Genomic DNA, 19229 nt, shown 5'->3' with positions numbered 1-19229 from the left:
GTTTGGTCTGGAAACAAGACCAACGTCAAGATCTGCTCATTGGGCGACATCATGATGTGAAGTCATGCCATTTAGAGTTGTGTTTTTGCCACAATCTCGGCCGGAAGGTGGGGAAGGCGTTATCCGTACGCGCGCCCTTAAGGTGACGTTTACGCCTACCCTTTCTAATGGGCTCATGATCTTTTGTGGCGTGCGAGTGCGGGCAGATGCGTAATTCAGACGGAACCAGGGGGCGTAAAGTCTTTGCGCGAGTGGCCGTGCTTGGCCTTGTTTCTGGTGCTATCGCCGGATGCAGCTCGGATGTAAGCCGTTTTGGCGCTGATGGCGTCCAGACTGGTGCTTATTCAGCTCCCGAAGTAACAGGTTCGCTCGGCGCGGGTCGTTCCGCGCAGGGCTATGGTGCGCCGGCCTATGGTGCCCAGCAATATGGAGCGCAGGGCTATGGCGGGCAGGCGGCATCCTATGCCTCTGCGGCTGTCGCCCAGCAGGGTTATGGCACCAATTATGCTGCAACGCATGTGGTGCAGCAGGGCGAGACGCTGACATCCATCGCCCAGCGTTATGGCGTGCAGACGTCAGCCTTGGCGACGGCCAACAACATGATGGGCGGCTATGGGTTGCGTGCTGGCCAGAGCCTCATCATTCCGCAGGTTGCGGCTGCCGTAACGCCCCTTCAGTCTGCTGCGCAGAGTGTGAACCAGGGTGTCGGTAATGTGCAGTCGCAGGTGCGGACGGCAACTGCCACGGCCTCGACTGCGGCGACATCTGCTGCAACAACGGCGATGGGCGCGCCAGCTTCCACGCTTGGGGCGCAAGCCGCAGCCATGGCGCCGGCCGTAGCGCCCGTGCCATCATCTCGTCCGGCAATGGCGGCAGCCACTTCGACCGCCGTCACGGCGGCTGCAACAACGGCTGGAGCCGCAACCATCACCCGCACCGCTGTGCCTGCGCCGGCACAAACGGCTGCGAAGGTGGCGGAAGCCGTGAATACGGTGGAAGACGAGCCGCGCAAGGCAGGCGTCAGTGGGCCTCAGTTTCGTGCGCCGGTACGGGGGCGTGTGATTGCGAGCTTTGGGCCAAAGCCGGGCGGCACACGTAATGAGGGTGTGAACTTCGCCGTGCCGGAAGGTACTTCGGTGCGTTCCGCTGAAGATGGCACGGTCGCATATGCCGGCAATGAGCTGAAGGGCTACGGGAATCTTGTTCTGGTGAAGCATGCGGATGGCTATGTCACCGCTTATGCTCACAATAGCGAGTTGACCGTGAAGCGTGGCGACAAGGTGCGCCGCGGCCAGATCATCGCCAAGGCCGGGCAGAGCGGCAACGTGCAGTCTCCACAGCTTCATTTTGAAATTCGCAAGGGTTCCAAGGCTGTGGACCCCAGCCAGTATGTGGCGGGTCTCTGAGCGCCAAAGAATTTGGACCGGCGGCCGGGTTATGACCCGGCCGTTTTTGTTTGCAAAACCCAGCCCCATGGTTCAGAGCCGCGTGAGCTGCGGACAGCTTGACGCTGTGTCTGGGCGATTCATACGATCTACTTAAACGCGACAGTCCGTGGCGCTTTCGCCTCGCACGCGGTGAAGCTGTTGTTGACGGTTGTTTTCGTCACCGATTTTGCAAGGGCAGAGCATGACATCACGAGCCTTCATTGCGGGTTGTTCCGGTTTGCGCCTCACGGCGGAAGAGCGGGCTTTCTTTGCCTCCAGCAACCCGTGGGGCTTCATCCTCTTCGCGCGGAATGTGGAAACGCCGGATCAGGTGCGGGCTCTGGTGGCCGAGATGCGGGCGGCCGTGGGGTGGAAGGCTCCGGTGCTCATTGATCAGGAAGGCGGACGGGTTCAGCGCCTGCGCGCACCACACTGGCCGGAATATCCGCCGGCTGAGCTGTTCGGTGCGCTTTACCAGAAGAACAAGGCCCGTGGGCTGGAGGCCGTGCGCCTGAACTCCCGCGCGATTGCCTCGGATTTGTTCGCGCTTGGTATTGATGTGGATTGCCTGCCTGTGGTTGATCTGCGCCACCCCGATGGGCACGGCATCATCGGCAATCGTGCCTATGGGGAAACGGTGAAGGTGGTTTCCACGCTGGCCCGCGCCGCTGCCGAGGGGCTGATGGAAGGCGGCGTTCTGCCCGTCATCAAGCATATTCCCGGCCATGGGCGTGCACCGGTGGACAGCCATGAGAAACTGCCTGTGGTGACAGCTGGCCGGGATGAATTGGAAAAGGCAGATTTTGCCGCCTTTCAGCCGCTGGCAGACATGCCGATGGCCATGACGGCTCATGTTGTCTATGCAGCTCTCGACCCGGATGCGCCAGCGACGACATCGCCCCTGATGATCGATGAGATCATTCGCGGGCAGATCGGTTTTGATGGCCTGCTGATGAGCGATGACCTTTCCATGGGGGCGCTCGCGGGCGATATGGCCACCCGTTGCCAGAGCGCGATTTCCGCAGGCTGTGACATGCTGCTGCACTGCAATGGCAAGCTGATGGAGATGGACGTGGTGGCAAGCCACGCGCCGCTTCTGGATGGGCGAGCAGCTGAGCGGGCGGAGCGGGCTCTGAGTTTCCGTCGGGCCCCCGGTCCCGTTGATGGCGTGACGCTGCGCGCCCAACTGGTGCGTTTGCTCGGAGTTTCAGCCTGACAATGCACGATGATGACGATACCTTTGATCCTTCGGGTGAAGACCGCCCCGAACATGCGGGAGAAGGTGCGTTCGTTGTCGATCTGGATGGGTTTGAAGGTCCGCTTGATCTGCTGCTGTCGCTTGCGCGCACCCAGAAGGTGGACCTGACACATATTTCCATTCTGGCGCTGGTTGACCAATATATCGCCTTCATCGAGCAAGCGCGTCGAGGACGGCTGGAACTGGCGGCGGATTATCTGGTGATGGCTGCCTGGCTGGCTTATCTCAAATCCCGTCTGTTGCTGCCGGCTCCTCCGCAAGAGGAGGGCCCAAGCGCGGAAGAGATGGCCGCTGCCATTACTCGCCGCTTGCGTCATCTGGAACGTATCCGCATCGCCGGTGCGCGTTTGATGGCGCGAGAGCAGGTGGGACGTGACAGGTTTGCACGGGTGGTGCCGGATATCGGGGGCGGGGAGGATCGCCCGGTGACCTATACGGCCTCTCTGTTCGATCTGCTTTCCGCTTATGCCCGGCAGAGACAGACGCAGGTGCTTTCGGCTGTTACTCTCAAGATGCGGGCCGTATGGTCTCTGGCCGACGCTCGGGCGCGCCTGGAGAAATTGCTCGGCGCGGAAGTGCTGGTAGACTGGATGCGTCTGGATGAGTTCCTTCTGGAATATTGCGCCACGCCTGAGCAGCGTGTAACGGCCATTGCCTCCAGTTTTTCCGCCAGTCTTGAAATGGTGCGGGAGGGGGTTCTGGATATTCGGCAGGATGCGCCCTTCGCCCCTCTCTGGCTCAGGGCGCGCCCGCAGATCGTTGAAACTGCGGGCGGGGAGGCAGCATGAAGCGTCCGGTTCCCCGTATAGATCTGTTCGATGTGCGCCCGGATGATGAGCGCGCCTTTGTTTTTGCTCAGGATTTGCGGATCATCGAGGCGCGGCTTTTCTCCTCTGCTGAACCGCAGACATCTACGACCTTGCGTCCGCATTTATCCGCAAAGGCGGATGTTGGAGCTTTGATGGAGGCCTTGCAGCGTGACTATGCTCCGAGGGGCGTGAATCTGTTGCGCGTGGCAGGGGGCTGGATGTTATGCACAGCCCCGGATCTCGCGCCGGTGCTCAATGAACAGGCACCGGAACAGCGAAAGCTTTCCCGCGCGGCGGTGGAAGTGCTGGCCATCATCGCCTATCACCAGCCGGTGACACGCGCGGAAATTGAAGACATTCGCGGTGTTTCCACTTCCAAGGGTACGCTGGATGTGCTGCTGGAGACCGGCTGGATCCGGTTGCGCGGTCGGCGTAGGACGCCCGGAAGGCCTGTAACTTATGGCACCACACCGGCGTTTCTGGTGCAATTTGGGCTGGACAGCGTTCAGGATCTGCCCGGCCTTGATGAGCTGAAGGGGGCGGGGCTTCTGGATGGGCGCATTCCTGCGGGCTTCTCCATCCCTCTGCCTTCAGATGATCCCCAGTTGCATGAGGACGAAGAGCCTGTGGAACCGGAACCGCTGGATTTCACCCTTTCGCCATTGCCCACCGCAGACGAGGATGAAAACTGAGGCCCGTGCCCTATATTTGTGCAATTGTTAAATCAGCTTGTCGGGCATCCTTGTTTTCGCCTTTTGGCATGCTTACTGTCTTTTCTGAAGAGTCCCAGCCGATGTGCGGCGGGAGCAAGTTACCTCTCGGAGGAAGACGGGATGGGTTCACTGAGCATCTGGCACTGGGTGATCGTACTGGTCGTGGTGCTCCTGCTGTTCGGTCGCGGCAAGATTTCCGATCTGATGGGCGACGTGGCAAAGGGTATCAAGTCCTTCAAGAAGGGCCTTGCTGACGACGAGGATCAGGATAAGCCGGCCGCCAGTGGCAGCACAGAAACCGCCGAGCCGCGCCCCCTTCCGCATCAAGCCACCAAGAGTGCTGAAGCGGAGAAGAAGCCGGTCTGAATGGCCGCTATGCGACGCAACGTATGTCCAACACCTGAGTGAGGAGCGCGGCTGGGCCGCGGGCTTGAGGCGCAAATGTTCGAGATCGGCTGGTCTGAATTATTGCTGGTCGGGAGCGTGGCGCTGATTGTCATCGGCCCGAAAGACTTACCCGCTGTCCTACGTACCGTGGGGCGCACCGTCACAAAGGTGCGTCGCATGGCTGGCGACTTTCAGGGGCAGTTTCAGGATGCGCTGCGCGAAGCGGACATGGAGGACGTCACCAAGGACATATCCTCCATTGCCGAGACGGCAAGGAAGACCGTTTCTCCCAAGGCCTTGTTCGATCCTTTGAGCAATATCCGGGATGAAATCCGCTCGACTGTGACAGGTGCAGGGGCGGCTGTTGCGTCTATTCCCGCCGCTGTGGAGGCTTCAGCACAGCCTGTTGCTGGGCCCGAGGCGGGGAGAGAGGCCCCGGTCGCGCCACCGGAAAGTGCGGCTCTGCACGATATGCGTGATGAGATCCGCAAGGCCATGGCCGGTGAAGAGGGGGGCAGTGCGGCGCTTGTTCCAGACCCGCTGGATGATGTGTTGCCCCCACCGCCTGTTTCTTCCGTGGAAATCACGCCGCTGGAACCACCTGTGGTGAGCGCGCCCGTTGCAGAGGGCGGGCTGCCTCCTGCTTCCCAGAGCAGCCCGGCTGAAGATCTCCCCTCAGTCCACCCTAAGGCATCGTGAGCTATCCTCTCCCATGAATGATACCCGCATGACGGCCGAGGATGAGGTTGACGCCTCCAAGGCACCATTGATCGAGCACCTGACGGAGCTGCGCAGCCGGTTAATCAAATCGCTCGCGGCGTTCTTGCTGACGTTTTTTTTGTGCTTTTTGTTTGCGAAGCAGATTTATAATATTCTGCTGTGGCCCTATGAATTCGCAAATGATTTCGCGCCGGGTATGAAGTTGATTTATACTGCGCCGCAGGAGTTTTTGTTTACTCAGATTAAATTGGCGCTATTCGGGGCTGCGTTCTTGTCTTTCCCTGTAGTTGCTGCGCAGCTTTACATGTTTGTTGCGCCAGGGCTCTACAGGAATGAGCGGGCGGCATTTCGCCCTTATCTGATCGCAACTCCCTTCTGTTTTCTGGCGGGTGCAGCCTTCGTGTATTTCATCGCCATGCCAATGGCCATGATCTACTTTCTCAGCATGCAGCAGGCGGGAGGAGATGGGCAGGCGGAAATTTCGCTGTTGCCACGGGTTTCCGAATATCTCTCCCTGATTACCACTCTTATTCTGGCTTTCGGGCTCTGTTTTCAACTTCCGGTTATTCTCACCTTGCTGGCGCGGATTGGCGTGGTCAACCAGCAGATGCTGCGAAAGGCTCGCCGTTACGCGATCGTCGGCATATTCGTGGTTGCTGCAATTGCAACCCCGCCAGATGTTGTCAGCCAGCTTGCCCTTGCTCTGCCGACGCTCCTTCTTTACGAGATATCCGTCTATCTGGTCGGGGCAGTTGAAAAGCGCCGGGCGCGAGAAGATGCGGCAGAGAATACGCCAGAATCTTCTGCGGACTGAACGCTTTGAACCTGCCGGCCCGCTGTGCGGTGCCGGCGATCAGCTTGTCTGGTTTTATGTATTTACAGGCGCGAGCCAGCCATTGCCTTCATGAAAAAGGGGCGGCGCGCGCTTATTGCGGCGGAGGCAGGCCATGCACGATATCAAGTGGATTCGGGAACAGCCGGAAGAGCTCGTTGCGGCCCTTTCTCGTCGCGGTGGCAATTCAAGCGATGCGAAGCTGCGTGCGGAATTGCTGGTCAAGAAGCTGCATGGGCTGGATGAACAACGGCGTTCGGCCCTCACTTCCCTGGAAACGTTGCAGGCGCGCCGGAATGCGGCCTCCAAGGAAATCGGGCAGGCCAAGGCCGCCAAGGACGAAGACAAGGCGCAGAGCCTGATGGCTGAAGTGGCCAAGCTGAAGGCTGATCTGCCGGAGCTTGAGGCTGAAGCCCGCGCTGTGGAACATATGCTGGCGGGAGAGCTTTCCAGAATTCCCAATATGCCTTTGCCCGAGGTGCCGCTGGGGCTGGATGAAAGCGCCAATGTCGAGCGTGAAGATCATCGCTATGGCGCACCGCGTGAATATGGGTTCACCCCCCGTCAGCATTTCGAGATTGGTGAAGATCTCGGCCAGATGGATTTTGAAAAGGCGGCCCGCATTTCCGGCGCGCGCTTTGTCGTGAACAGGGGGCCGCTCGCCCGTATGGAGCGTGCGTTGGGCCAGCTGTTTCTGGATACCCATACCGCAGAGCATGGCTATATGGAGGTCAACCCGCCCCTTCTGGTGCGTGATGACGCCATGTTCGGCACAGCGCAGCTCCCCAAATTTGAAGAAGACCAGTTCCCGACTTTCCGCATGGCGGAATTTGAGGAAGCTCTGTCTCAGGCGCAAAGCAATATGAATGCGCAGATTGAGGCTCTTCTGGCGCAGGGTGTTGAAGCTGAAGTGGCGTTGAACAAGGTCAACATCGCCACTGAGTTGAGGAAGGCCCAGCTTTCCAACCGCCTGTGGCTCATCCCCACGGCGGAAGTGCCGCTGACGAATCTGGTGCGCGAAAGTATTCTTTCGGAAGAAGAACTGCCCATGCGTCTGACGGCGCTGACCCAGTGCTTCCGGGCAGAGGCGGGGGCAGCCGGGCGCGATACGCGCGGCATGATCCGTCAGCATCAGTTCACCAAGGTGGAGATGGTGTCCATCACGACGCCGGAGAGTTCTGCTGATGAGCTGGAGCGGATGCTCTCCTGCGCCGAGGCCGTGCTGAAGAAGCTGGATCTGCATTATCGTGTCGTCACGCTCTGCACGGGTGACATGGGCTTCGCCGCGCAGAAAACTTATGACATTGAGGTGTGGTTGCCCGGCCAGCAGGCGTATCGTGAGATTTCCTCCTGCTCCCTGTGCGGTGATTTCCAGGCCCGCCGCATGAATGCGCGCTATCGGGTCAAGGGGGAAAAGGCGCTACGTTTCGCGAACACGCTGAATGGTTCTGGCGTCGCTGTGGGGCGGGCTCTGGTGGCTGTGCTGGAAACCTATCAGCAGGAAAATGGTTCGGTTGCGGTGCCTGAGGCTCTGGCCCCCTATATGGGCGGCCTCAAAACCATTGAAAAGCTGAAATGATATCAAAAAGGCACCGGAGAAATTCGGTGCCTTTTTTGTCTGATCCGCCAGCTGTGCGGGCTCAGGCATTCGCCTGAGGCGAGGGGCGGACAGGAATGGCCCTGTAGGTTGGCAGCCAGCCGAGCGTGTGCTCTGTCAGGCTGCGTGCACGATATTCCGCACCAACTGGCCGGGACCAGCCCAGCGCACCGATTCTGGCGAGGACGTAGCTATAATCAAGTTCGCCCTCATCCGGGCGGCTGCGGGCTGGAACAGATGCGATCTGAACATGCCCGATGATGGGAAGAAGCCTCTCAAATGTGCAGCAGATATCCCCACCCGTGATCTGCTGATGATAACAATCAAACATCAGGCGTAGTTCGGACAGGCCCAGATTCTGGATGATGTCGGCGGCCTGTTGCGCTGTGCGCAGAAAATAACCCGGCGCATCACGAATGTTCAGCGGCTCGATGAGAATGGTTAGCCCATGTGGCGCGGCGCGTGCGCAGGCATATTGAAGATTACAGCAGAAAGTGTCGTGCGCTTCGGGGCCGGATGCCACACCTGCCATGACGTGAACGGATTGCGCCCGAATGGCCACAGCATATTCAACTGCCCGATCAATAGCCGCACGAGCTTCCGCCACTCGTCCCGGCAGAGCGGATAGCCCGTTCTCGCCCGTCTTTCCCCGGCTGGTATTGAGCCCGAGCATGGCGAGGCCGGCTTCCTCAAGGGCCAAAGAGGTTTGCCCGGCTGGCGTGTCATAGGGCCAGTGGCATTCTACCGCATCAAAGCCGGCCTGCGCCGCCGCCCGAATGGCATCAGGCAAAGGCAGGTCATTCCACAGAAAACCAAGATTGGCGGAAAACTGCATAAATCTTGTTCCTGTCGGTGTTCTATGGAGACAGCGTGAAAGACGCCTCCCAACAAGCCGGCACAAGCCTCACTGGCTCATGCCGACAAAAATGCAAAGGGGCGCCTTCAGGTCGCAAGCATGCTGCGATCAATTTCCGCGATGGAACGTGCGCCAGTCAGCGTCATGGCCACGCGCATTTCCTTGGCGAGAATCTCCAGCATGTTACACACGCCCGCCTCGCCTGCGGTCGCCAGGGCGTAGATGAAAGCACGGCCCATCATGGCGCAATCAGCCCCCAGAGCCAGAAGCCGCACAACATCCAGCCCCGAGCGCACGCCGGAATCAGCCAGAATGGTCAGGTCTCCCTTCACGGCATCGGCAATGGCGGGCAGGGCCCGAGCCGAGGAGAGAACTCCATCCAGCTGGCGTCCGCCATGGTTGGACACAACGATGCCATCCGCTCCAAAACGCACCGCGTCACGTGCATCCTCAACATCCAGAATACCCTTGATGACCATGGGGCCTTTCCAGAAATCGCGGATCCATTCCAAATCCTTCCAGCTGATGGAGGGGTCGAAATTCTCCCCGAGCCAGCCGATATAGTCTTCCAGCCTGGTTGGCTGGCCGCGATAGGTGGAGATGTTTCCAAGGTCATGTGGGGTGCCTTGCACTCCCACATCCCAGGCCCAGAGTGGGTGTGTCATCGCCTGGAATATCTGACGCAGCTTGGCGTGAGGGCCGGACATGCCCGAATGCATGTCGCGATAGCGCGCGCCCGGCACGGGCATATCCACCGTAAAAATGAGGGTGTTGATGCCCGCCGCCTGTGCTCGCTCCAACACATTTCGCATGAAGCCCCTGTCTTTCAGAACATAAAGCTGAAACCAGATGGGTTTGGCGGATTGTGGCTGCACCTCTTCAATAGGGCAGACGGAAACCGTTGAAAGCGTGAAGGGCACGCCATGTGCGGAGGCGGCGCGTGCGGCCTGCACTTCACCCCGGCGTGCATACATGCCTGTGAGGCCTACAGGTGACAAGGCAACCGGCATGTTCAGCTTTTGACCGAGAACCTCTGTGCGCAGGTCCAGATCGCTCATGTTTCGCAGAACACGCTGGCGCAACGCTATTTCCGCAAGGTCTGAAACATTGTGGCGCAAAGTATGCTCTGCGTAAGCCCCGCCATCAATATAGTGGAACAGGAAGGGCGGCAGCCGACGCCGGGCCGCTTCTCGATAATCGGCAAGCGATGACACGATCATGTTCTCAATTCCAGATCAGGGGCGAGGAGATGCAGGGCGGGCAGCCATGCCAGATGGGATAGTATCTTGAAGCGATGTTGAGCCCCACATGCCAGGGCCAAAAATTGTTTTTCGCATAACAATATTCCCCATGCTGTCATTTCAGCCACGCAAACGCTTGCAGGGGGCGCAACATGGGCTGTCCTGTCCGATAACTTTCTGCGGGATGTATTGAAGGCGCGGCATTCTGGCGCTTTAGAGGCAAAGGCGCATGGGAAGACAGCCTGTGCATGCCTAATAAATTCAACAGCTTGCTCTGGTGGTGGTGGGCCACTATCGTGCTGCCGGGCTTCGCTGAAGGATGAAGAGGAACAGATGCGCATTCTGGTCACCAACGATGATGGCATTCACGCTCCCGGTCTTGATGCCTGCGCGCGCATTGCGCGCCATTTTTCAGAGGATGTCTGGGTGGTGGCGCCAGAGACTGACCAGTCCGGCGTGGCGCATTCGCTCTCCCTTTCCGATCCGCTGCGGTTACGACAGATTGATACCCAGCGGTTTGCCGTGAAGGGTACGCCGACCGATTGCGTCATCATGGCCGTGCGTCATCTGCTGCACGATAACCCGCCGGATCTGGTGCTCTCGGGTATTAATCGCGGGCAGAATATTGCCGAGGATGTGAGCTATTCCGGCACTGTCGCGGGAGCCATTGAGGGGACGATTCTCGGCATTCCCTCGATTGCGCTTTCGCAAGCTTTTGGCCCTCAAAGCCCGGTTTATCCCGGTTATGAAACTGCCGAGCGCCACGCCCCGGCAGTGATCCGCAAGCTGCTGGATGAGGGGATTCCCGCAGGCATCGTGATGAACCTGAATTTTCCCGATTGTCTGCCAGATGAAGTGCTGGGCGTTTCCGCCACCTTTCAGGGCACGCGCGATCAGCAGCTTCTCAAGATTGATCCGCGTCGGGATGGGCGTGGAAATCCTTATTACTGGATTGCTTTTGAGCGTCGCAGTTACAGCGCCTCTCCGGGCTCCGACCTTCAGGCCATGGATGAGAAGCGCGTATCCGTGACTCCGCTGCGGCTCGATATGACAGATGAACCGCTGATGACGCGTCTTGCGCTTCTGTTTTCTGAGAAGTAACCGCAACGGCGTGTATCTCGCCATGGCTTGCAACATGCGCTGTGCCGTTGAAGCAGTTCTGGAATTGAACGGCACATGCACCTATAAGCCAAGAGCTTCGCGTTCAGGCACGGACGGGCCATGGGCCCGCCCGCCATATTGCTTTGGAGAGTGCGCATGAAAAGCTCCCCCCGTACCAGTGCTGATCTGGACCCGCGCCGTCGTCGCCTTCTGTATCGGGCCTGGCACCGGGGCATTCGTGAGATGGACCTTGTCATGGGTCGTTTTGCTGATGTCGAAATCGGAAATCTCTCCGATGGTGAGCTGGATGACTTCGAGCATCTGGTGGACGCGCAGGACCATGACATCTTCTCGTGGGTGAGCGATACGGTGCCCCTGCCGGCAGAGTATGACACCCCGCTATTTCACAAGATGAAAGAGTTTCACCTCTCCGGTCGCGGCTTGCCGGAATAAGGGTTCGTCGCGTTCTGTTCTGGTCAGGGCCTCTTTTATCAGCCCCCCTTTTAATGCCCCATGTCTGCTCGCGCCTCTGGCGGGGGCGACCCGTTGCCCCGGAGTTTTCCCGTGAAGCGCCCCCGTCTTGTCGCCGAAGCGCTGGTCAAAGGCCGGCCTCTCCATTTCGCCCGTGTGGCAGATGGGATGGAGGCCATGGTCGTGGGGGATCTGGCCCGTGTCATCGCCGCAGAAAAAAAGGCGCCATGGCCCAGCCTGACCGTGGTGTGTCGCGATGGGCAACGGCTGGCGGCGCTGGAGCGCGGCCTCAGTTTCTTTGCGCCCGAGCTTGAAGTGCTCTCTTTCCCTTCCTGGGATTGCCTGCCCTATGACCGGGCCTCGCCAAATGCGGCCATTGTCGCCCGGCGAATGGCCACTCTGGCCCGGCTGGCGCGGGTGGAAGGTGGCTCTGCCAGCGTTCTGCTCACCACGGTGAACGCCACGGTGCAGCGCGTTCCGGCCAAGGCGCTGGTTGCAGCCCAGTCTCTTTCGGCTGCCCCCGGCCATACCATCGCTCTGGATGGGGTGGTGGAATGGGCGGAGCGTAATGGTTTCCTGCGCTCTTCAACCGTGCGCGATACCGGCGAATATGCCGTACGCGGCGGGCTGATTGATCTTTATCCGCCCGGATACGAGGCTCCCATTCGGCTGGATTTCTTCGGCGACACACTGGAAAGTATCCGCGCCTTCGATCCTGAAACCCAGCGCACCACCGGCCAGTTGCGATCCCTGGAACTGGTGCCCATGGCAGAGTTTCAGCTCACCACAGATACGATGCGCCGGTTCCGCATGGCCTATGTGGCCGAGTTTGGCGCAGCCCAGAAGGGCGATACGCTGTATGAAGCGGTGAGCGAAGGCCGTCGCCATGCAGGCATGGAGCACTGGCTTCCGCTCTTTCATGAGCGCATGGATACGCTGTTTGATTATCTGGATGACGGCCCGCTTCTGCTGGATAATCTGGCTGAAGAAGCGGCCGGCGAGCGTGTGGCGCAGATCCGCGATTATTATCAGGCCCGCAAGGATGCGCTGGAAATGGGCGCCGTGGGCACGGTCTATAACCCCCTGCCGCCGGATCAGCTTTATCTCGCCGGGGATGAATGGAGCGCACACGCCGCCGCGGCCCGACTGGCGCATATGACACCTTTCGCCATTCCCGAGGGGGCGAAGGGGGAGGTGTTCGATCTGGAGGGCGTTGCCGGACGTTCCTTCGCCGCCGAGAGGGCCGACCCGGAAGGCAATGTGTTTGATGCCGCCGTGGCCCATGTGCGTGAGTTACAGAAACACAAGAAGGTTATTCTCGCCGGCTGGTCTGAAGGCTCGCGGGATCGGCTGGGCACTGTGCTGGCGGATCACGGGCTGACAAATGCCGCGGCCGTTTCCCGCTATGCGCTGTTGGCTGCCATGCCCCGCAATCAGGCCGCCCTGGCGGTTCTGGGGGTGGAAACCGGCTTTGAAACGCCGGAGCTGGCTGTCATCGGCGAACAGGATATTCTCGGCGACAGGCTGGTGCGCCCCAAGCGCCGTGCCCGCAAACCGCAGGATGTGATTTCGGAACTCACGGCGCTGACCGCCGGGGATCTGGTGGTGCATGTGGACCATGGTATCGGCCGTTTTATAGGGCTGAAGACCATTGCCGCCATGGGCCAGCCGCATGATTGCCTGGAACTGCATTATGCGAGTGGCGATAAGCTCTTCTTGCCGGTGGAGAATCTGGAACTCCTGAGCCGTTATGGCTCGGAGGATACCGAGGCGCAGCTCGACAAGCTGGGCGGCGGGGGCTGGCAGGCCCGCAAGGCGCGGATGAAGAAGCGCATCCGCGAGATGGCGTCGGCTCTTATCAAGATCGCAGCCCAGCGGCAGCTTGGCGAAGCGCCGAAATTTGAGCCCGCCGCCGGCCTCTATGATGAATTCCGCGCCCGCTTTCCCTACGAGGAAACAGACGATCAGGATGCTGCGATCGAGGCGGTTCTGGATGATCTGGCCTCCGGCCACCCGATGGACCGTCTGGTCTGTGGCGATGTGGGCTTCGGAAAGACCGAAGTGGCCCTGCGTGCGGCCTTCGTCGCGGCTCTTTCTGGCAAGCAGGTGGCTGTTGTGGTGCCCACCACCCTTCTGGCCCGCCAGCATTTCAAGACCTTCGAGGAGCGTTTCCAGGGCTTGCCGGTGAATATCGGTCAGGCTTCGCGCATGGTCACGGGCAAGGCGCTGACGGCTGTGAAGAAGGGGCTGGCCGATGGCACGGTCGATATTGTGGTTGGCACTCATGCGTTGCTTGGAAAATCCATCCACTTCAAGGATCTGGGGCTTGTCATCGTGGATGAGGAGCAGCATTTCGGCGTCAGCCACAAGGAGCGCCTGAAGCAGTTGCGCGCCGAAGTACATGTGCTGACGCTGACGGCCACCCCCATTCCACGCACGCTGCAACTGGCTATGACGGGTGTGCGTGAGCTGTCCATCATCGCGACACCGCCGGTGGATCGCCTTGCAGTCCGTAGCTTCGTCACGCCATTCGATCCGCTGATCGTGCGCGAAGCGCTGCTGCGCGAGCGTTATCGCGGCGGGCAGAGCTTCTATGTGGTGCCGCGTATCGAGAATCTGGCGGAAGTGCGCGACTTCCTGGCAGCCGCCGTGCCAGAGGTGAAGGTCGCCGTCGCGCATGGGCAGATGCCGGCCAGCGCGCTGGAAGACATCATGACCGCCTTCTATGACGGCCAATATGATGTGCTGCTCTCCACCACCATCGTGGAATCCGGGCTGGATGTGCCCAATGCCAATACGCTGATCGTGCATCGGGCGGATATGTTCGGCCTTGCCCAGCTCTATCAGTTGCGCGGGCGTGTGGGCCGGGCCAAGGCTCGAGCCTATGCCATCTTCACCGTACCCGAAAACAAGCCAATGACCGTGCAGGCCGAAAAACGGCTGAAGGTGTTGCAGTCTCTGGAAACGCTGGGTGCCGGCTTCCAGCTTGCGAGCCATGATCTGGATATTCGCGGCGCGGGCAATCTGCTCGGCGATGAGCAATCTGGCCATATCAAGGAGGTCGGCTACGAACTCTATCAGGAGATGCTGGAAGAGGCGATCGCGCATCTCAAGGCCGGTATCACTGATTATGTGGATGACAAGTGGTCGCCCAACATCACCATCGGTACGCCGGTGCTGATCCCCGAGGAGTATGTGGGTGATCTGCATGTGCGGCTGGCGCTGTATCGCCGTCTGGCCGATCTGGTCGAGGATCAGGATATTGACGCCTTCGGTGCCGAACTGACGGATCGTTTCGGCTCCGCGCCACCGGAGGTGGAACAGTTGCTCCAGCTCGCCAAGATCAAGGCGCTGGCGCGTGCAGCCAATGTCGAGAAGGTGGATGCTGGGCCGAAGGGGCTGGTGCTGGCTTTCCGCAACAATGAATTCGTCGATCCTTCCGGCCTTGTGAAGCTGATCTCCAATGAGGGAACTGCCGCCAAGGTCAGGCCAGACTTCAAGGTGGTGTTTATCCGCGAGTGGCCTTCCGCAGAGGCTCGGCTGAAAGGCACGCTGGATGTCTTGAAAAAATTGGCTGTGCTGGCGCAGAAAAAGAAATTGTAGGCAGTGGCAGAGCTTCAGGCTCTGAATGAGTGAATTGTTTCGGATGGAGAAAGGGTGGCTCGCTTTCCGACGAGTGCCACATTTTTTCCTGATTTTTCGATTGCGTCACTCTTGCTGCGTGCAACTTGCCTTATGAAGGTTTCTGAAAGCGTTTGTGGGGGAAGCATTCATGCCGCAAGACGCGCGCACTGCATTCAGCCGGGCGACGGAGTTGCATCGTCAGGGGCGCTATGATGAAGCGATAGAAATCTATCGTCATCTTCTCAAGGCGCAGCCCACGGCTCTGGATACTCAGCGCCTGCTGACTTTCGCGCTGCTTCAGGCCGGGCATCCTGATGAGGCCATGGCCAGCGCGCGACAGGCTTGTGCCCTGCATCCCACGCGCGCGGAAGCCCAAATGCTCATGGGGGCAGTGTTTCAGGTTTCGCGCCAATGGGAAAAGGCCCTTGTGGCTTTTGACGCAGCCTGCGCTCTTCAACCTTCTGCCGCCGAGGCACATTATCTTGCGGGTAACACGCTTTCGGCTCTTGGACGGCACAGCGATGCTGTGGCCCGGTATGATCGCGCTGTTGCGCTGGACCCGAAGGCGACGGAAGCGCTAGCCAACAGGGCGCGCGCTTATGCACGTCTGAACCGCCAAAATGAAGCTTTAGCCGATTGTGAGCGCCTTGTAGGGCGTCAGCCAAACGAAGCAGCGCCTCTGGTGCTGAAAGCAGGCATTCTGCTGGATTTTGGCCATTTTGCAGAAGCTGTTATTGCTGCAAAAAGCGCGCTGGAATTGGAACCGCGCCAGTATGAGGCGCATTTACTGCACGGGCAGGGGCTGGAAGGGCAGGGGCGCTTTGAGGAGGCACGTCTGGCCTTCAATACGGCCCTTTCCTGCGCACCACGGCATACGGATATTCTGGCCCGACTGGCCGGGCTGGAGCGACGCAAGAACCAGCCCGACCGTGCGGCCGCTATTTGTGACACGGCACTGGCGCTGGACCCGGCCTGCACGGCAATATTGTACGAGCGGGGTGAGGCCCGTCGGGAGCTGGGAGATGTGCAGGGGGCGTTGGCTGATGTGAATGCGGCGTTGGAGCGATGGCCGGATGATGCCCCGGCCTTGACCCTCAAGGCGCGCCTGATGGCGGACCTGGGCGATATTGAGCGGGCGCGTAGTTGCATAGATGCGGCCTGTCGCACAGATTCCCATTATCCTCCTGCTATTTATCTGCGCGCAACGGATCAGCTCGCCAGAGGGCAATGGAGTGAGGGCTGGGCCGGTTATGAAAGTCGCTCGTGGTTTCTGCCCGCACCTTATGAAACGCCCTCCTTCCGCCGCTGGGATGGGGTGGAGATGCCGGAAGAACTGATTGTGGTCGGCGAAACGCATCTGCCGGATTTATTGCTGTTTGCCCGGCATTTGCGCAGTCTTGCAGATCGCGGTATCGCCACCCGCCTGCTGACCAGCGCCCGGAATGTTCCTCTGCTCAGCCGGGTGGATGCGCGCGTTCTAGTTCAGTCAGATCTGACTTCCGTGGATATCTCCCGCCCCGGCCTGCGGTGGGCGCCACTGGGCAGCTTGCCTGGCCTTATGAACCCGGACCCGGCCAAATGGCCGCGCCCCCCTTACCTTACTGCGGATCCAGAAAGGGTTTTGCGCTGGCGCCATCTGGCCGAGGGGGAGGGGGCAAACCTGCATATTGGGATTTGTTGGCAGGAAGACCCGGCCCGCACGGTGGATGGTGGGCGTTCCATCCCCTTGGAGGCATTCGCACCATTAGCGGCCATAGAGGGCGTGTCGCTCATCAGTCTGCAACAGGGTGGCGCAGCGGATCAGCTTGAAAGGGTCTCTTTTGCTGATCGCATCATGAAACTGGATCAGCCCTGTGACGAGGATGGCGTTTTTCTGGATTCCTCCGGCATTCTCCAGCAACTTGATGTGGTGGTGACGTGTGACAGCGCTCTGTGCCATCTCGCAGGCGCTCGCGGCCGGCCGGTCTTTACGGCGTTGCGAGCAGTGCCCGACTGGTACTGGGGGCTGACGGAGGAACGGTCGCCACTTTATCCCACGATGCGTTTATTTCGACAGAAACAGGCTGGGGAATGGGGCGGTGTTTTCGCGTCCATAGCTACTGCTGTCCAAGATCTGGTTAAGGAGAGGAGGGCCGCTGCCGCTGCGCGTGCCGCCGCCCAGAAGGCAGTGCAGGAGGCTGCTGCGGGAGTAAATGAGGATGAGCCCCTTACCCAAGTCTGACCCCCGCTACTCGCTGGCGCGTATTTGAAAGGTGATCCGGCTGTATTTTTCCACACCCCAGCATGAAAAATGACCTTTCTGCCTGTGGAACCTGCGCGCATGCCTTGCAAAATGAACGCTGGTTCGGCATAGGAAGGGGGCCGGAGACGTGGCCGAGAGGCTGAAGGCACTCGTTTGCTAAATGAGCAGACCCCCAAAAGGGTCTCGAGGGTTCGAATCCCTCCGTCTCCGCCACCTACCTTTCTCACACACAAACATTCTTTCTCAAAAGCGTTGAAAACGCTGGTTTTCTGCGCCATTATCGTTCTCTATTTGTTCCATTCTTTCTCATCCAAGCTCACGTATTTCCGGGCATCAACCGGGCATCGGCGGGGTGAGAAACCGGGCACATTGTGGAGGATGGTTGATGCCGCTCACAGATACCCAAATCCGTAAGGCCAAGCCGACTGACAGACTCTACAGACTCACTGATGGCGGCGGGTTGTTCCCGGCGGTGACGCCTGCGGGCGGGAAAATATGGCGGCTGCGTTATGAGATCGAGGGGAAAGAGAAAACGCTAGTCCTCGGTCCGTACCCCGATATCAGCTTGCAAGAGGCGCGCGAAGCACGGGTTGCCCAGAAGCGGTTATTGAGAGAGGGGCGCAACCCGGCGGAGGAAAAGAAGAGGGGCCTGCGCGCCGTAAATATCGCCGCCAATGTCACCTTTGAGCACCTGGCGCGGGAATGGCACGGCATTAATAAAGGGCATTGGACGCCGCCACATGCCAGTGATGTGTTGCGCTCCCTTGAGCGCGATGTGTTCCCGCTTCTCGGCGCGCGTGATGTGCGCACGATTACTGTGCCTGAGGTTCTCGCCGTGCTTCGGGATATAGAGGCGCGCCCCGCGATAGAGACGGCCAAGCGCGTCCGCCAGCGCATGTCTGCCGTATTCGTCCATGCCATTGCGAGCGGTCTGGCGGATAATGACCCGGCGGCCATCGTCGAGAGGGCCCTCAAGCCTTTGGTCAAGGGCCGGCAGCCGGCCATCACGAATCTGGATCTGGCGCGCGAGATTATCCAGCGGGTGGATGATACCCCGGCGCATCCAGCCAACAAGCTGGCCATGAGATTGCTCGCATTGACCGCCTTGCGGCCGGGCGCCCTGATTACAACGCCGTGGGGGGAATTTGAGGATCTGGATCGGGATAACCCGATCTGGCGCGTGCCGGCGGCGCGCATGAAAATGCGCAAAGCCCTGAAGGATGACAGCAGTCGCGATCATTTCGTGCCGCTCTCGCGGCAGGCGATGGATGCCATCCGCTGCTTGCGCACAGTGACGGGGCGAGGGCCTTATGTGGTCCCGAATGGCAGGAGCGCACATCGGCCGGCCAGCGAAAATGCGCTGGGCTATCTCCTCAATCGGGCCGGATACCATCACCGCCACGTCCCGCATGGCTGGCGGGCCGCTTTCTCAAGCGTCATGAATGAGCGATTCCCGGCAGACCGGCACATTATTGACCTGATGCTGGCGCACGCGCCAAAGGACAGGGTTGAAGGGGCCTATAATCGTGCGGAGCACATGACGCGGCGGGCCGAACTGGCACAGGAGTGGGCGGACCTCCTGATGGATGGCCAGCGCCCTGCCGCAGAACTTGTCAATGGGCCGCGCCGCGCGTCGCCCCTGAAGATGCTTGCTTCTGCATGATCCATGCATTGATTTCAGACTGTTTCCACCGGACGGTTTGGGGCGAAAACCGGATGGGGCGCGGCAAGCCCTCGTGCTCCATCCAGCGATAGACCGTGGCGGTGCTGACGGATAGTAACTTCTTGATTTCCGACAAAGAAACGAAATTCTCTTCCATCCTCGCCTCCCTCAAAACTGTATTTCATCGTCGATTTCGCCGCCCTGGCTGGCCGCGCCGCGATAGTCATAATCGGCCGAGGTACTTTCAAGGGGGGTGAGTTCCCCCCGGAAGGGGCGCAGCACCACCTC

16 protein-coding genes and 1 tRNA gene are annotated in these 19229 nt (G+C 59.8%); 14 read left to right on the top strand and 3 right to left on the bottom strand.

What is annotated here, in order from left to right; translation table 11 throughout:
- Positions 1 to 257: 257 nt before the first annotated feature.
- The 8 genes from ACT6QH_RS02220 (at position 258) to serS (ending at position 7725) form a co-directional block, all read left to right on the top strand.
- Positions 258 to 1406 (top strand): peptidoglycan DD-metalloendopeptidase family protein, encoded by a 1149-nt coding sequence (locus ACT6QH_RS02220; RefSeq protein WP_444973183.1) that lies wholly within the window; start codon positions 258 to 260, stop codon positions 1404 to 1406.
- 223 nt (positions 1407 to 1629) lie between these two features.
- Positions 1630 to 2643, top strand: a complete 1014-nt coding sequence (nagZ, locus tag ACT6QH_RS02215; RefSeq protein WP_444973182.1) for a beta-N-acetylhexosaminidase — start codon at positions 1630 to 1632, stop codon at positions 2641 to 2643.
- Between the two features lie 2 nt (positions 2644 to 2645).
- Positions 2646 to 3473 (top strand): segregation and condensation protein A, encoded by an 828-nt coding sequence (locus tag ACT6QH_RS02210; protein WP_444973181.1) that lies wholly within the window; start codon positions 2646 to 2648, stop codon positions 3471 to 3473.
- Positions 3470 to 4186 carry an SMC-Scp complex subunit ScpB gene (gene scpB, locus ACT6QH_RS02205; protein WP_444973180.1) on the top strand — a complete coding sequence of 239 codons (717 nt, stop codon included), beginning with the start codon at positions 3470 to 3472 and terminating at the stop codon, positions 4184 to 4186. Before ACT6QH_RS02210 ends, scpB begins: the two co-directional genes overlap by 4 nt.
- 141 nt (positions 4187 to 4327) lie before the next feature.
- Complete coding sequence (locus ACT6QH_RS02200) at positions 4328 to 4573, top strand: twin-arginine translocase TatA/TatE family subunit (protein WP_444973179.1); 246 nt, start codon at positions 4328 to 4330, stop codon at positions 4571 to 4573.
- Between the two features lie 75 nt (positions 4574 to 4648).
- Positions 4649 to 5293, top strand: coding sequence for a Sec-independent protein translocase protein TatB (tatB, locus tag ACT6QH_RS02195; RefSeq protein WP_444973178.1), 645 nt, complete (start codon positions 4649 to 4651; stop codon positions 5291 to 5293).
- Between the two features lie 13 nt (positions 5294 to 5306).
- The gene (gene tatC, locus ACT6QH_RS02190) at positions 5307 to 6128 is read left to right on the top strand and encodes a twin-arginine translocase subunit TatC (protein ID WP_444973177.1); all 822 of its coding nucleotides are present in this window, start codon (positions 5307 to 5309) and stop codon (positions 6126 to 6128) included.
- 133 nt (positions 6129 to 6261) lie between these two features.
- Positions 6262 to 7725 (top strand): serine--tRNA ligase, encoded by a 1464-nt coding sequence (gene serS / locus ACT6QH_RS02185; RefSeq protein ID WP_444973176.1) that lies wholly within the window; start codon positions 6262 to 6264, stop codon positions 7723 to 7725.
- Between the two features lie 61 nt (positions 7726 to 7786).
- On the opposite strand, the gene ACT6QH_RS02180 is transcribed toward serS, so the two are convergent.
- Positions 7787 to 8578 carry a hydroxypyruvate isomerase family protein gene (locus tag ACT6QH_RS02180; protein WP_444973175.1) on the bottom strand — a complete coding sequence of 264 codons (792 nt, stop codon included), beginning with the start codon at positions 8576 to 8578 and terminating at the stop codon, positions 7787 to 7789.
- Between the two features lie 107 nt (positions 8579 to 8685).
- Complete coding sequence (lldD, locus tag ACT6QH_RS02175) at positions 8686 to 9819, bottom strand: FMN-dependent L-lactate dehydrogenase LldD (protein ID WP_444973174.1); 1134 nt, start codon at positions 9817 to 9819, stop codon at positions 8686 to 8688.
- A gap of 354 nt (positions 9820 to 10173) precedes the next feature.
- Between lldD and surE the strand changes: the two genes are divergently transcribed.
- From surE to ACT6QH_RS02145, 6 genes are all read left to right on the top strand, one after another.
- Entirely contained in the window at positions 10174 to 10941 is a 768-nt protein-coding gene (gene surE / locus ACT6QH_RS02170) for a 5'/3'-nucleotidase SurE (RefSeq protein WP_444973173.1), read from the top strand.
- Positions 10942 to 11097: 156 nt separating this feature from the next.
- The gene (locus ACT6QH_RS02165) at positions 11098 to 11394 is read left to right on the top strand and encodes an FAD assembly factor SdhE (protein ID WP_444973172.1); all 297 of its coding nucleotides are present in this window, start codon (positions 11098 to 11100) and stop codon (positions 11392 to 11394) included.
- A gap of 60 nt (positions 11395 to 11454) precedes the next feature.
- On the top strand, positions 11455 to 15015 hold the full coding sequence (gene mfd, locus ACT6QH_RS02160; protein WP_444973171.1) for a transcription-repair coupling factor: 3561 nt from the start codon (positions 11455 to 11457) through the stop codon (positions 15013 to 15015).
- Positions 15016 to 15169: 154 nt separating this feature from the next.
- Complete coding sequence (locus ACT6QH_RS02155) at positions 15170 to 17257, top strand: tetratricopeptide repeat protein (protein ID WP_444973170.1); 2088 nt, start codon at positions 15170 to 15172, stop codon at positions 17255 to 17257.
- A 142-nt stretch (positions 17258 to 17399) separates the two neighbouring features.
- Positions 17400 to 17491, top strand: a tRNA-Ser gene (locus tag ACT6QH_RS02150).
- 172 nt (positions 17492 to 17663) lie between these two features.
- Positions 17664 to 18941, top strand: coding sequence for a tyrosine-type recombinase/integrase (locus tag ACT6QH_RS02145; RefSeq protein ID WP_444973169.1), 1278 nt, complete (start codon positions 17664 to 17666; stop codon positions 18939 to 18941).
- On the opposite strand, the gene ACT6QH_RS02140 is transcribed toward ACT6QH_RS02145, so the two are convergent.
- Positions 18892 to 19098, bottom strand: coding sequence for a helix-turn-helix transcriptional regulator (locus tag ACT6QH_RS02140; protein ID WP_444973168.1), 207 nt, complete (start codon positions 19096 to 19098; stop codon positions 18892 to 18894). The genes ACT6QH_RS02145 and ACT6QH_RS02140 overlap by 50 nt on opposite strands.
- Positions 19099 to 19229 lie beyond the last annotated feature (131 nt).

Source organism: Haloleucobacter albus, from assembly GCF_052492075.1.
Note: the sequence above shows the minus strand (reverse complement) of the source record. Positions and strands in the feature narration are given on the sequence as shown.